The sequence below is a fragment of the Pseudomonas sp. Pse35 genome (assembly GCF_024519715.1).
GTDB lineage: Bacteria > Pseudomonadota > Gammaproteobacteria > Pseudomonadales > Pseudomonadaceae > Aquipseudomonas > Aquipseudomonas paracarnis.
The window spans coordinates 138,387-151,210 of sequence record NZ_JALJRP010000008.1 but is presented as its reverse complement, the minus strand read 5'-3'; the positions used below and the strand labels follow the sequence as shown (position 1 = coordinate 151,210).

Sequence of the window (12,824 nt, the reverse complement as noted above, 5' to 3'; positions counted from 1 at the left end):
AAAACTCTTAAAAGCATGAAGCTTCTTCGCTGTGGACTGGTCAGCCACCTCTGTCGGCCAGCTTGCCACCTATAATGGCCCCATTTCAATCCGCGCATCCACACTGAGAACTTATGGAAAACCTGGGTCTGGGCAAGGTCCTGCTCGTTGAGGACGATGAAAAGCTGGCAGGGCTGGTCTCGCATTTTCTGTCGCAGCATGGTTTCGAGGTACGGGTGGTGTACCGGGGCGATGAAGCGCTGGTGGCGTTCCTGGATTTCAAGCCGAAGATCGTCGTGCTCGATCTGATGCTGCCGGGTCAGAGCGGGCTGCATGTCTGCCGCGAGATTCGCAACGTGTCGGACACGCCCATCGTGATCCTCACCGCCAAGGAAGATGACCTGGACCATATCCTTGGCCTTGAGTCCGGTGCTGACGACTACGTGATCAAGCCGATCAAACCGCCGGTGTTGTTGGCGCGCCTGCGTGCGCTGCAGCGCCGCCAGGTACCCGAGCCCACCGTGCGCGGTGCCCTGGAATTTGGCCGCTTGTCGATTGATCGCAGTTGCCGGGTGGTCCGCCTGGGCGGCGAGACCATTGACCTCACCACCATGGAGTTCGAGTTGCTGTGGTTGCTGGCCAGCAGCGCGGGCAAGATCCTCTCTCGCGACGACATCCTGAACCGCATGCGCGGCATTGCCTTTGACGGGCTGAACCGCAGCGTAGACGTGTACATCAGCAAACTGCGCGGCAAGCTCAATGACAACCCCCGCGAGCCGGTGTGCATCAAGACCATCTGGGGCAAGGGCTACCTGTTCAATCCGTTCGCGTGGGAGGTGTAGATGCTGCGCTTGTACCTGCGCCTCTATTTGATTCTCGCGCTCGGCCTGGCCGGGTCGATCTGGTTGGTCAACTTCGGCCTGGACGCTTACATGCCCGAATCCAACGAAACCTATAACCGTGAAGCCCTGCGCGGCCCGGCCTGGGCCCTGGTGGAACAGTTGCGCCCCGTGCAGGCAGAGGCGCGCCAGGCACGCCTGGACGAACTGCAACCGCATTACGGCTTGCGGCTCGAACTGGTGCAGCGCGACACCCAGGATTTGAGCGAACGGGAACAGAAACTCCTGGCGGCTGGCCAGGTGGTGGTGCGCGAGGACTTCATGAAATTTCTTGCGCCTATCGACGACGGCCCGCAACTGCTCGAAATCAGATTGCCGGAGGAACCCAAGTGGTTGTACCTCTGGGCCTACGCTTTCCTGGGCGTGAGCCTGGCCATCGTCCTGTATTTCTGGGTGCGTCCACACTGGCGCGACCTGGAGCACATCCGCCTGGCAGCGCAACGTTTCGGTGACAATGACCTGGGCTCGCGCATCTTGCTGCCGACTCGCTCCACCGTGCGTTCACTGGCCGGGCACTTCAACCAGATGGCCGAGCGCATCGAAGGTTTGATCGCCAACCAGCGCGAACTCACCAACGCGGTCTCCCACGAATTGCGTACGCCGATTGCGCGGCTGTCATTCGAGCTGGACCAGCTCAGGCAGCAGAGCGACCCACGGCAAAGCCGAGCGTTGATCAACGACATGTACGCCGACCTCGGTGAGCTGGAAGAAATGGTCTCCGAGCTGTTGACCTATGCCAGCCTTGAGCCAGGCGCTACCCAGGTCACCCGCGAGCATATCGAGGCCCACAGTTGGCTCGACAGTGTGATCGGCAGCGTGGCCCTGGAGGCCGAAGCGGAAGGGGTGCAGTTGTCGTTGCGCACCTGCGAGGTGGACGTTATCCAGATCGAGCCACGCTTTATGGCGCGGGCCGTGATCAACCTGCTGCGCAACGCGATTCGTTATGCCGATCGTCGCGTGGAAGTGTCGCTGGTCAAGTTTGGCAGCGGTTACGAAGTGCGGGTCAACGACGATGGGCCGGGAGTACCGCTGGAGGGTCGCACCAAGATATTCGAACCCTTCCTGCGCCTTGACGCCAGCCGCGACCGCCGCACAGGCGGATTTGGTCTGGGCCTGGCGCTGGTCAAGCGTGTCAGCCAGTGGCATGGCGGGCAGGTGGAAGTGCAGGATTCGGAGTGGGGCGGGGCGTCGTTTCGAATGACGTGGGCCTATGCAGAGTAAGGGGGCTTGCCCCAATGCCATCCTGTAGGAGCGAGCTTGCTCGCGAAAAGCCTCAACGATAACGCGTGTTCTCTGGATAAACGCGGCGCCTGCGAGTTTTTCGCGAGCAAGCTCGCTCCTACAGAGGGCAAGTCAGATCAGAAGGTGTACTGCAGCTCCCCCAACACCGATGCCTGCAGCCGCTGCTCCACGATCGGGCTCTTGCCTGCTTCATCCGCCAGGTATTGCACATCCAGCAAGGTCGAGAACTGCGTGTGTTCGTTGATCGGCACGCTCCATGAGAGGTTCATGCCATTGCTGATATTGCCGGCCCTTGCCTTGTATTCCTTGAAGCGGCTGCGGGTGGCCTGGTCGGCAGTCACGCCGTACCAGGTTTGCAGGTAGTTGCGGTCACCGAAGTGGCTGTTGATGGCGGCATCGACGGAGCCGTAGCGGCCTTCATAGAGATTGGTACCCAGGCTCAACTCCAGGTGGGTAAAAGCCTTGCCGGTTTCCTTGTGTTTATCTTCTTCAAGCGCATGTTCCAGGGTGGCGCCGATGATCACACCTCCGAGGTTGTAGGCGGCACTCACCCCCAATTGCGGACGTGACTTGATCTCGCCCATGCCTTTGAGGCGTTTGGAGCCGGCATGCATGCTTTCATTTTTATCCTTGCGCGAATCGCTTGCGCCAACGTATGCGCTGAAGCTCAGGGCATTGCCTTCGTAACCCCAGCCCAAGCCCGTATCAGTGTCGAGGAAGACGCCCCAGGGGCTGATGATTCTGCCGCCGAGCACAGGCGCCGTCATACGTTCGTCGCTGCCACTGTAGCGGGGGGCGTTGGCCATGCCGGCCTCGAGACTGTATTGCCAGTCTTCGGCAAGCGCCGTATCGGCGGCGGCGAGCAGGCACAGTGAGGTCAATGACAGGCACAGGTTTTTTGAGTGCATCAGGGTGTTTTCCTGGTTAGAGGTTCAAGGGTGTGTGGGGTGAATGGGTGCGTTTGAACGAGTAGCCCGAAGCACTCAGGCCGTTGACCTGGCGGCTGACGGTATCGCCCAGGCCGTAGCCGTTGCCGGCCAGCACCGCATGGGCGTTGTCGATGGGCAGCAGGATGTAGTCGGTCAGCGGCTCGCCGTGCAATTGGCCGCGAATCACCAGGAAACCGTCCTCCTGGCGCACGCTGATGCCACTCAATGGCGCGTCGGGTTCATGGCTGCTGAGCACCTGGTAGGTGCCGACCGTGTTGGCCCACGCGGCGGACAAGGGCGGCGGCTCGATGCGCTCGCCGATGGCAATGCGTTGGCCGTGGCTGCGGGCGGTGAGCATTTGGCGGCCTTGTACCGTGAGCACATCCAGCTGCACGCGGCCCAACTCGCCGAGGTCCTTGCGCCAGAACCCCAGTATCTTTTTCTGCGCCCGCAGCCAGCCTTGCTCATCACGCAATAGCTGGAAATCGTAGCCGGCCAGTTCACCGCTCAAGCGCGCATGCTCATCCCTGATGCGGAACACGCCCCAGGCGGTCGCGTAGAAGCCTGCCAGGCGCTTGCGATCCACCGCCGCCGGTACATGGCGCAGCTTGAGGCCGTGGCTGGGGGCCTGGCAGTCATCGGCGCATACGGGCTTGCCGGTCTGAGCCTGGAGCATCAGGCGCAGGCTGTCGGTGGTCAGCGACACCACCATGTCTTCGGCGTTGCTGTCGTTGGCCATGATGACCACGGCCAGTTGCTGATCCGGCAGCAGGGTCAACTGGGCCACGAAGTCGTCGCCGCCACCGCTGTGCTGGTAGGTGCGCACACCGGGGCCGATGGGCTCGTCACCACAGGGCGCCAAGAACCAGCCCAAGCCCATCTGGCAGTCGAAATCCAAGGCATTGCCGGTGTTTTGCTGGGTAAACATGGCGTCGATAGACGTGCTGCCGAGGATCTGGCTGCCCTTGTAGGTGCCCTTGGCAAACAGCATGCGTACGTAGCGGCTGAGGTCTTTGGGGCTGGTCCACAGGCCGCCGGCGGCGAGGTCACGCACCTGTGGGTCGGTGCTGGCCTTGCCATCCTCGTAGCCGTGGGCGCGATAGCTCATTTGCGCACCGGTGCCCAGGAAACTGGACTGGTTCATTCTCAAGGGTGTGAGCAGGCTGCTTTGTAACTGGGCTTCGAAGCTTTTGCCGCTGCTGCGCTCAATGGCGGCGCCCACCAAGGCATAGCCAAGGTTGGAATACGCCACCTGGGAACCCGGCAGGCTGCTCAGCCACACACCCGACACACGCATCGGCATCTGCCCCATGGCATAGGTGCTGCGCAGGTCGCGCAGGTGCTCGCTGGGCAAGCCGGATTGATGGCTGAGCAAGCGCCGCAAGGTGATCGCTCGATCCGCCTCGGCCTGGTCGCTGTGAAAGCGGGAGCGTACGTAGAACTCACGCAGGGTCTTCTGGATCGGCGCATCCAGCGCCAGGTGTTGCTGCTCCACCAGTTGCAGCGCTGCCGTGGCGCTCAGCAGCTTGGAGATGCCACCTGCGCGAAACGCGGTATTGGGCGTGACCGGCACCCCCAGGTCTTTGTCAGCCAGGCCAAAGCCGCGGGCCCAGATCAGCTCCTGGCCATTGACCAGGGCAATCGACAATCCCGCCACATTGTCCCGAGCCATCTCCCGGGGAATACGGGTTTGCAGGTAGCGGATAATTGCGCCGTAATCGCCTTTTTGAATCGGCGGCGGGGCAGGCGGTTGCGAGTGGCAACCGATACTGCCCAACAGGCAACCCAAGAGCGGAATACCGCGCAATCTGCGAAACATCAAGAGCACCCGAATGATGATTTGGATGCTGGAATGCTAGGGCGGCGGGGGCCGAGAATCTTTGAGTGCTTTGTCGGGAAACTGTCAAAGACTGTTAACGGCCGCTTATAAAAACATCAGGATTTGCCCAGAGGGGCGGGCATCAACGTGGCGATCAGGGCGCGAATGGTCCCCGGCAGCGCTTCCAGCTCGCGTACCAGGATGCTGCGCTCGCGAATCGCCCAGGGCTCGTCCAGTTTTACCGTCACCAGCTGCATGGTGCGGCTGTGACGCAGGGCGGCGGACTCAGGAATGATACCGATGCCCACGCCGGCCTCGACCATCCGGCAGATCGCCTCGAAGCTCGAGACCTGGATACGCAGCGACAATTGCTTGCCCAGACGCTCGACGTGTTCGCGCAGGAAACTCAACAGCGTGCTGCCTTCATGCAGGCCGATATGCTGATACGCCAGGGTCTGCTCAAGGGTCACCGAAGGCTGGTCGGCCAACGGATGCCCGACGGGTACCATCAGCACCAGTTCGTCGGTGCTGAAATGCAACACTTGCAGGCCGGAGGCTTCCACGGGGCCGGCGATGATGCCCATGTCACTGGTGCCATCGAGCACCCCACGCACGATGTCCCGCGACAGGCGCTCCTGCAGGTCGACGGTGACGCCCGGGCGCTGTGACAGAAAGCCTGCCAAGACCTCCGGCAAAAACTCGGTGACCGCCGTGGTGTTGGCGAAGATACGGATATGCCCGGCCGAATCCACGCCGTATTGGGTGAACTCGCTTTTGAGGTAATCCACCTGGCGCATGATCAACCGCGCATGGTGTAACAGGCGCTCGCCTGCCGGGGTGATCTCCACGCCCCGGCTATCGCGGTACAACAGGCGCGTGTCGAGCTGACCTTCCAGGGCCTTGATCCGCGCACTGGCGGCAGCCGGCGACAGGAAGGCGCGCTTGGCACCCTGGGTGAGGCTGGGGGATTCGGCGATATGGATAAACAGGCGCAGGTCGGCGAGATCGAAGTGCATGCAAAACTCCAGGCTTGTGATCACCCGTGGCGAGGGAGCTTGCTCCCGCTGGACTGCGAAGCAGACCTGTTTTTTGGGGCCGCTTCGCGCCCCAACGGGAGCAAGCTCCCTCGCCACAAGAGGTACGCATAGGAATGGTGCGTTCAGCTTAACCGAACGCTGGTTTATTGAAATGCAAATTCTCAGAACGGGCAGGCCCTTGCATGATCCACGGCAGACACCCACTGCCTGAGGACCTGCACCCGATGAGCGCCACTGATTGGATCGGCCGAAGTGAGACCGCCCACGACCACCTCAGCCATAACCTGCTCAAACGCATCGCCGCCACGTTCGGTGAAGCAGTGCCCGCCGACGGTGAAGCCGTACCTGCGCTGTGGCAATGGTGTTTTTTCCAGGACCCGTTGCCGGAGTCGGCCCTGGGCGGCGATGGTCATCCGGCCCGCGGCGGGTTCTTGCCACCCGCCGATAACCGCAATCGCATGTGGGCCGGTGGGCGTATCGAGTTTCTGCACCCGCTGCGTGCCGGTGAATCGGCCACCCGTGTGTCGACCATCACTCAGGTTGAAGAAAAGACCGGTCGCACCGGTTCGCTGCTGTTTGTCACGGTGCGCCACGACTATTCCCAGGCCGGGCGTCTGGCGATTCGCGAGGAACAGGACATCGTCTACCGCGAACCCACGCCGCCCAAGCCCGGCAGCGGCGATGCCCTGGTCCGGGGCGAATGGACAGAAGCGGTCGAACCGACCCCCACTTTGCTGTTCCGCTACAGCGCCGTGACCTTCAACGGCCATCGCATTCATTACGACTATCCCTATGTCACCGGCACCGAAGGCTATGCCGGCCTGGTGGTGCATGGCCCGCTGATCGCCACTTTGAACCTGCGTGCGTTCTGCCGGGCGCACCCTGAGGCGACCCTGCGCCGCTTTGCCTATCGCGGCGTGCGCCCACTGATTGCGCCACAGCCTTTTGAGGTGGGCGGGCGTATCACCGCAACCGGCGTCGCAGAACTCTGGGCGGGCAACACTGAAGGCCTGGCGCAGACCGCCCAAGTGCATTTCGAATAACCCGATAACAACAGGCGGAGAGCCGTTAATGAATGCCCATGACAACGAAGAACTCAAGGCCATCCGCGAAGGCGTGCGCGCCTTGTGCGCCGAGTTCGATGCCGCTTACTGGCGCAAGATCGATGAAAAAAAAGGCTTCCCTGAAGCCTTCGTCAAGGCCCTGACCGACGCCGGTTGGCTGTCGGCCATGATCCCCGAGGAATACGGCGGTTCCGGCCTGGGCCTGGCCGAAGCCTCGGTGATCCTTGAGGAAGTCAACCGCTGCGGCGGCAACTCGGGCACCGTACACGGCCAGATGTACAACATGTTCACCCTGCTGCGTCACGGCAGCGAGGCGCAAAAACGCTACTACCTGCCCAAGCTGGCCAGCGGTGAATTGCGCCTGCAGTCGATGGCCGTCACCGAGCCCACTACCGGCACCGACACCACCAAGATCAAGACCACGGCGATCAAGCGCGGCGACAAGTACGTGATCAACGGCCAGAAAGTCTGGATCTCTCGGGTACAGCATTCCGACCTGATGATCCTGCTGGCGCGCACCACGCCTTTGGCCGACGTAAAGAAAAAGTCCGAAGGCATGTCGATCTTCCTAGTGGACCTGCGCCAGGCCATCGGCAACGGCCTCACCGTGCAGCCCATCGCCAATATGGTCAACCACGAGACCAACGAGCTGTTCTTCGACAACCTGGAGCTGCCCCTGGACAGCCTGATTGGCGAGGAGGGCAAGGGCTTCAAATACATCCTCGATGGCCTGAATGCCGAGCGTACGCTGATTGCCGCCGAGTGCATCGGTGACGGCCGCTGGTTCATCGAAAAGGCCAGCGCCTATGCCCGCGACCGTGTGGTGTTTGGCCGGCCAATCGGGCAGAACCAGGGCGTGCAGTTCCCGATTGCCGAGGCGCATATCGAGATCGAAGCGGCCGACCTGATGCGCTGGCGTGCCTGCGAGGAATACGACAGCGGCAAGAACGCCGGGGCCAGTGCCAACATGGCCAAGTACCTGGCGGCCAAGGCGTCCTGGGAAGCGGCCAACGCCTGCCTGCAAACCCACGGCGGCTTCGGCTTTGCCTGCGAGTACGACGTGGAGCGCAAGTTCCGCGAAACCCGCCTGTACCAGGTGGCGCCGATCTCCACCAACCTGATCCTGTCCTACGTGGCCGAGCATTTGCTCGAATTGCCACGCAGCTTCTGAGGGCCTTGAGCATGCATCATACCCAAGCCCTGTGCCGGTTCCTGGCCGAGCTGACGTACTCACAATTGCCCGAGCCCGTGCTGGCGCGCACCGAAGAGCTGTACCTGGATTGGCTCGCATCAGCCTTGGCCAGCCAAGGCGCGCACCCGATCCCCTTGTTTGAACGCTACGCGCAGAAGATGGGCCCGAGCAGCGGCCCGGCCCAGATGATCGTCAACGGCACCGGCACCAGCGCGTATTTCGCCGCACTGGTCAACGCCGCCTCCTCACACCTGGTGGAGCAGGATGACCTGCACAACAGTTCCGTGCTGCACCCGGCCACCGTGGTGTTTCCCGCCGCGTTGGCGGCTGCCCAGGACCTCGGCAAGTCTGGCCGTGAACTGTTGCTGGCCTCGGTGGCCGGCTACGAGGCGGGGATTCGCATCGGTGAGTTCATGGGCCGCTCGCACTACCGCATCTTCCACACCACGGCCACGGTCGGCACCCTGGCGGCGGCGGTCGCGGTGGGCAAGTTGCTCGATTTCAACGAAGAACAATTCATCAACCTGCTCGGCAGCGCCGGCACCCAGGCTGCCGGGCTGTGGGAGTTTCTGCGCGATGCCGCCGACTCCAAGCAACTGCACACGGCCAAGGCGGCGGCGGAGGGCTTGCTGGCGGCTTACCTTACGGCCGATGGGCTGACCGGCGCGCGCAATATCCTTGAAGGTGAGCAAGGTTTGGCGGCCGGTATGTCCAGTGATGCCCAACCGGGCAAATTGTCTTCCGAGCTGGGCAGCCGTTGGGCGCTGGTGGAAACCTCGTTCAAATTCCACGCCTCCTGTCGCCACACCCATCCTGCTGCCGATGCGCTGCTGGACGTGATGCAGCGTGAAGGCCTGAGCGCTGCGCAGATCTCCCAGGTGCAAACCCACGTGCACCAAGGCGCCATTGACGTACTCGGCCGAGTGACGGTGCCGGCCACCGTGCACCAGGCCAAATTTTCCATGGGCACGGTGCTTGGGCTGATCGCTGTGCATGGCAAAGCCGGTTTGCCTGAATTCCATGAGCTGGCGTTGACCGATCCTGCGGTCGCGGCGTTTCGCGACAAGGTCTGCATGACCCTGGACGCGGAAGTCGACAACGCCTACCCGCAACGCTGGCTGGGCCGCGTCACGGTCACCACCACCGATGGCCGCACGCTGCGCGGTGCCATTGATGAACCCAAGGGCGACCCGGGCAACACCCTGAGTCGGGCCGAACTGGCGGATAAATTCCAGCGCCTGGCCCAATTCAGCGGCGCCCGCACCCCGGCCCAGGCCAGAGGCCTGATCGAGCAGGTGTGGAACCTGCGCACTACCGCGTCCATGGCCCATTGGCTTTGAGGGATTTGTCATGACTGAACAACGACCGCTGGACGGCATCACCGTCGTCAGCCTGGAACACGCGATTGCCGCGCCATTTTGCACGCGCCAGCTGGCCGATCTCGGTGCCCGGGTCATCAAGGTAGAGCGCCCCGGCACCGGCGACTTCGCCCGTGGCTATGACGAGCGGGTGCGTGGCCTGGCGTCGCATTTCGTCTGGACCAACCGCTCCAAGGAAAGCCTGACCCTGGACCTCAAGCAGGACGAGGCGGGCGCTATTCTGGATGCGCTTTTGGCCGATGCCGATGTGTTGGTGCAGAACCTTGCCCCCGGCGCGGCAGCGCGCATGGGCTTATCGTTCGAGGCGCTGCACGTGCGCTTTCCACGCCTGATCGTCTGCGATATTTCCGGCTACGGCGAAGGCGGGCCCTACGAGAAAAAGAAAGCCTACGACCTGCTGATCCAGAGCGAGGGCGGCTTCCTCTCGGTGACCGGAGGCCCAGAAGAAGAACAGATGGCCAAGGCCGGTTGCTCCATCGCGGATATCTCCGCCGGCATGTACGCCTACAGCGGCATTCTGTCGGCGCTGCTGCTACGCGGCAAAACCGGCCAGGGCAGCCGCATCGATGTAAGCATGCTCGAAAGCCTGGTGGAGTGGATGGGCTACCCGATGTATTACGCCTTCGACGGCGCGGCGCCGCCACCGCGTGCGGGTGCCGCGCATTCGACGATTTACCCCTACGGGCCGTTTCCCACCGGGGGCGGCGGCACCGTGATGCTCGGCTTGCAGAACGAGCGCGAATGGGCGGCGTTCTGCGACAAAGTGCTGCTCACCCCGGCGCTGGCCATGGACGAACGCTTCAGCGCCAATTTCAAGCGCTCGGCCAACCGCGAGGTGCTGCGCCAGATCATCGTGGAGCGCTTTGCCCCACTGGACGTCGAGGCGGTGATCCAGCGCCTGGAAGACGCGCAAATTGCCAGCGCCCGGGTCAACGATATGCAAGGCGTGTGGGACCACCCGCAACTCAAGGCCCGCGACAGCTGGCGCGACGTCGACAGCCCGGCGGGGCCGTTGCCGTCGCTGCTGCCACCGGCCCGTAACGCCGCGTTTACCCCGCGCATGGACGGCGTGCCGGCGCTGGGGCAACACAGCCAAGGCATCCTCGACCAGTTGGGTTACTCCGTTGAGGCCATTAACCACCTGCGCGAGCGCGGCGTTATCTAATCAGGAATCAAGTGATGCCAAAGCCTTTAGTACGTTCTGCGCTGTTTGTGCCGGGCAGCCGCCCGGAGCGGTTTGCCAAGGCCCTGGCCAGCGGCGCCGACGCAGTGATTGTGGATTTTGAAGACGCGGTGGAAGAGCCGCTCAAACGTCAGGCCCGGGATAATCTGGGCGCGTTCCTGCACGTCCATCCTGAGGCCCAGGTGTGGGTGCGCACCAACGCGCCGCAACATGCCGAGCATTTTGAGGACGTGGCGTTCTGCAAGGCCCATGCAAATGTCGCCGGGGTATTGCTGCCCAAGGTCGAAAGCGCGGCCCAGGTGGCGGTGGTGGCCGCGACCGGCAAGGCTATCTGGCCGATTATCGAAAGCGCACGCGGTTTGCTGGCACTGGCGCAGATTGCCCAGGCGCCCCAGGTGGAGCGCCTGTCGTTCGGTGGCTTGGACCTGGCGCTGGACCTGAACCTGAGCAGTCACTCCCGTGCCGCCGAATTGGCCCTCGACCAGGCGCGCCTGGCGTTGATCGTGCATTCGCGCGCCGCGGGCCTGGCGGCGCCGCTGGACGGCGTGCACCCGGCCATCGACGACCCAGAAGGCCTGCACCGTTCGATCCGGCACGCCTATGAGATGGGTTTTGCCGGGGCGTTGTGCATTCATCCCAAGCAAGTCGCGGTGATCCATGCCGCGCTGGCGCCGAGCGCCGAAGAGCTGGCCTGGGCCAGGCGGGTGGTGGAGGCGGGCGCCCATGGGGCAGGGGCTTATCAGATTGATGGGCAGATGGTGGATGCGCCGGTGTTGCTGCGCGCTCAAAGGCTGCTGGCCGCGCAACTGTAACTGACAAAACCGGGAACAAAGTGTGGGAGCTGGCTTGCCTGCGATAGCGGCAGAACAGTCAATGTCTGTGTTGCCTGACACACCGCTATCGCAGGCAAGCCAGCTCCCACACTGGGCGCGTTCGGCCAGGCCGAACGCAGGTATCTAAAATTCGAAATTCACGACACGCGTTACATCAGGCACCTTGCCTTAAACACAACAATAAGAAGGTGATTCCCATGCTCAAGCTTTCCCGGGCGCTGCTGTGCGCCGCCACCTTGTTTACCGCTGGCCTGGCCCAGGCGGCAGACCCGATTGTGATCAAGTTCGCCCACGTGGTGTCCGAAAACACCCCCAAAGGCCAGGGCGCGCTGCTGTTCAAAAAACTTGCTGAAGAGCGCCTGCCCGGCAAGGTCAAGGTCGAGGTGTACCCGAACTCGTCGCTGTTTGGCGATGGCAAGGAAATGGAAGCATTGCTGCTGGGTGATGTGCAGATGCTGGCCCCGTCCCTGGCCAAATTCGAGCACTACACCAAGCAAGTGCAGATCTACGACTTGCCGTTCCTGTTCAACGACCTGGCCGCCGTCGACCGTTTCCAGGCGGCCCAGGGCAAGCAACTGCTGACCTCGATGCAGGATAAAAACATCCTCGGCCTGGCCTATTGGCACAACGGCCTCAAACAACTCTCTGCCAACAAGGCCCTGCATGAACCCAAGGACGCCCGTGGCCTGAAGTTCCGCGTGCAAGCTTCCAGTGTGCTCGAAGAACAGTTCAAGGCGATCCGCGCCAACCCGCGCAAGATGAGCTTTGCCGAGGTTTACCAGGGCCTGCAGACCGGTACCGTGAATGGCACCGAGAACACTTGGTCGAACTATGAAAGCCAGAAGGTCAATGAAGTGCAGAAGTATTTCACCGAGTCCAACCATGGCCTGATCGACTACATGGTGATCACCAACGCGAAGTTCTGGAATGGCCTGGCGCCGGATGTGCGCAGCACCCTGGAACAGATCATGGCCGAGGTCACCGTGGAGGTGAACAAGCAGGCCGAAGCGCTGAACCAGTCGGCCAAGCAGAAGATCATCGACGCCAAGACCAGCGAAATCATCGAACTGACCCCCGAGCAACGTGCGCTGTGGCGCGAAGCCATGCGCCCGGTGTGGCAGAAGTTCGAAGGCGAGATTGGGGCAGACCTGATCAAGTCGGCGGACCAGTCCAATCAGTAATCCCCTGTGGGAGCGGGCTTGCCCGCGACTGATCGTTCCCACGCTCCGCGTGGTAATGCATCCCGTGACGCTCCGCGTTGCCATACG

11 protein-coding genes are annotated in these 12,824 nt (G+C 62.5%); 8 read left to right on the top strand and 3 right to left on the bottom strand.

The annotated features are described in order from the left end of the window. Positions 1-113 precede the first annotated feature (113 nt). Both OC445_RS10130 and OC445_RS10125 read left to right on the top strand, forming a co-directional pair. Entirely contained in the window at positions 114-821 is a 708-nt protein-coding gene (locus OC445_RS10130; RefSeq protein WP_054921321.1) for a winged helix-turn-helix domain-containing protein, read from the top strand. Next, positions 822-2,099, top strand: coding sequence for an ATP-binding protein (locus OC445_RS10125; protein WP_054897953.1), 1,278 nt, complete (start codon positions 822-824; stop codon positions 2,097-2,099). It begins immediately after the preceding gene. Between the two features lie 137 nt (positions 2,100-2,236). Here OC445_RS10125 and OC445_RS10120 read toward each other — a convergent pair whose 3' ends face one another. The 3 genes from OC445_RS10120 to OC445_RS10110 form a co-directional block, all read right to left on the bottom strand. Continuing rightward, positions 2,237-3,028: a MipA/OmpV family protein gene (locus OC445_RS10120; protein WP_072446325.1), complete on the bottom strand. Its 792-nt coding sequence runs from the start codon at positions 3,026-3,028 to the stop codon at positions 2,237-2,239. Positions 3,029-3,044: 16 nt separating this feature from the next. Beyond that, entirely contained in the window at positions 3,045-4,868 is a 1,824-nt protein-coding gene (locus OC445_RS10115; RefSeq protein ID WP_262020140.1) for a serine hydrolase domain-containing protein, read from the bottom strand. Between the two features lie 116 nt (positions 4,869-4,984). Then, the gene (locus OC445_RS10110) at positions 4,985-5,884 is read right to left on the bottom strand and encodes a LysR family transcriptional regulator (protein ID WP_034126002.1); all 900 of its coding nucleotides are present in this window, start codon (positions 5,882-5,884) and stop codon (positions 4,985-4,987) included. A gap of 245 nt (positions 5,885-6,129) precedes the next feature. Between OC445_RS10110 and OC445_RS10105 the strand changes: the two genes are divergently transcribed. The 6 genes from OC445_RS10105 (at position 6,130) to OC445_RS10080 (ending at position 12,737) form a co-directional block, all read left to right on the top strand. Beyond that, entirely contained in the window at positions 6,130-6,948 is an 819-nt protein-coding gene (locus tag OC445_RS10105; RefSeq protein ID WP_127881906.1) for a MaoC family dehydratase N-terminal domain-containing protein, read from the top strand. 28 nt (positions 6,949-6,976) lie between these two features. Beyond that, a complete protein-coding gene (locus OC445_RS10100; RefSeq protein WP_072446330.1) occupies positions 6,977-8,140 on the top strand; it encodes an acyl-CoA dehydrogenase family protein in 1,164 nt (387 codons plus the stop codon). Between the two features lie 11 nt (positions 8,141-8,151). Beyond that, a complete protein-coding gene (locus tag OC445_RS10095; RefSeq protein WP_198791703.1) occupies positions 8,152-9,501 on the top strand; it encodes an MmgE/PrpD family protein in 1,350 nt (449 codons plus the stop codon). Between the two features lie 10 nt (positions 9,502-9,511). Beyond that, positions 9,512-10,705, top strand: a complete 1,194-nt coding sequence (locus OC445_RS10090) for a CaiB/BaiF CoA transferase family protein (RefSeq protein ID WP_198791704.1) — start codon at positions 9,512-9,514, stop codon at positions 10,703-10,705. Between the two features lie 14 nt (positions 10,706-10,719). Then, positions 10,720-11,535: an HpcH/HpaI aldolase/citrate lyase family protein gene (locus OC445_RS10085; protein ID WP_198791705.1), complete on the top strand. Its 816-nt coding sequence runs from the start codon at positions 10,720-10,722 to the stop codon at positions 11,533-11,535. Positions 11,536-11,753: 218 nt separating this feature from the next. Next, complete coding sequence (locus OC445_RS10080) at positions 11,754-12,737, top strand: TRAP transporter substrate-binding protein (protein ID WP_262020139.1); 984 nt, start codon at positions 11,754-11,756, stop codon at positions 12,735-12,737. The last annotated feature ends 87 nt before the right edge of the window (positions 12,738-12,824 follow it).

Coding starts and splice junctions, on each gene's coding strand:
- OC445_RS10130 (WP_054921321.1), top strand. CDS start 114: ATGGAAAACCTGGGTCTGGGCAAGGTCCTGCTCGTTGAGGACGATGAA.
- OC445_RS10110 (WP_034126002.1), bottom strand. CDS start 5,884: ATGCACTTCGATCTCGCCGACCTGCGCCTGTTTATCCATATCGCCGAA.
- OC445_RS10090 (WP_198791704.1), top strand. CDS start 9,512: ATGACTGAACAACGACCGCTGGACGGCATCACCGTCGTCAGCCTGGAA.
- OC445_RS10120 (WP_072446325.1), bottom strand. CDS start 3,028: ATGCACTCAAAAAACCTGTGCCTGTCATTGACCTCACTGTGCCTGCTC.
- OC445_RS10085 (WP_198791705.1), top strand. CDS start 10,720: ATGCCAAAGCCTTTAGTACGTTCTGCGCTGTTTGTGCCGGGCAGCCGC.
- OC445_RS10125 (WP_054897953.1), top strand. CDS start 822: ATGCTGCGCTTGTACCTGCGCCTCTATTTGATTCTCGCGCTCGGCCTG.
- OC445_RS10080 (WP_262020139.1), top strand. CDS start 11,754: ATGCTCAAGCTTTCCCGGGCGCTGCTGTGCGCCGCCACCTTGTTTACC.
- OC445_RS10115 (WP_262020140.1), bottom strand. CDS start 4,868: ATGTTTCGCAGATTGCGCGGTATTCCGCTCTTGGGTTGCCTGTTGGGC.
- OC445_RS10105 (WP_127881906.1), top strand. CDS start 6,130: ATGAGCGCCACTGATTGGATCGGCCGAAGTGAGACCGCCCACGACCAC.
- OC445_RS10100 (WP_072446330.1), top strand. CDS start 6,977: ATGAATGCCCATGACAACGAAGAACTCAAGGCCATCCGCGAAGGCGTG.
- OC445_RS10095 (WP_198791703.1), top strand. CDS start 8,152: ATGCATCATACCCAAGCCCTGTGCCGGTTCCTGGCCGAGCTGACGTAC.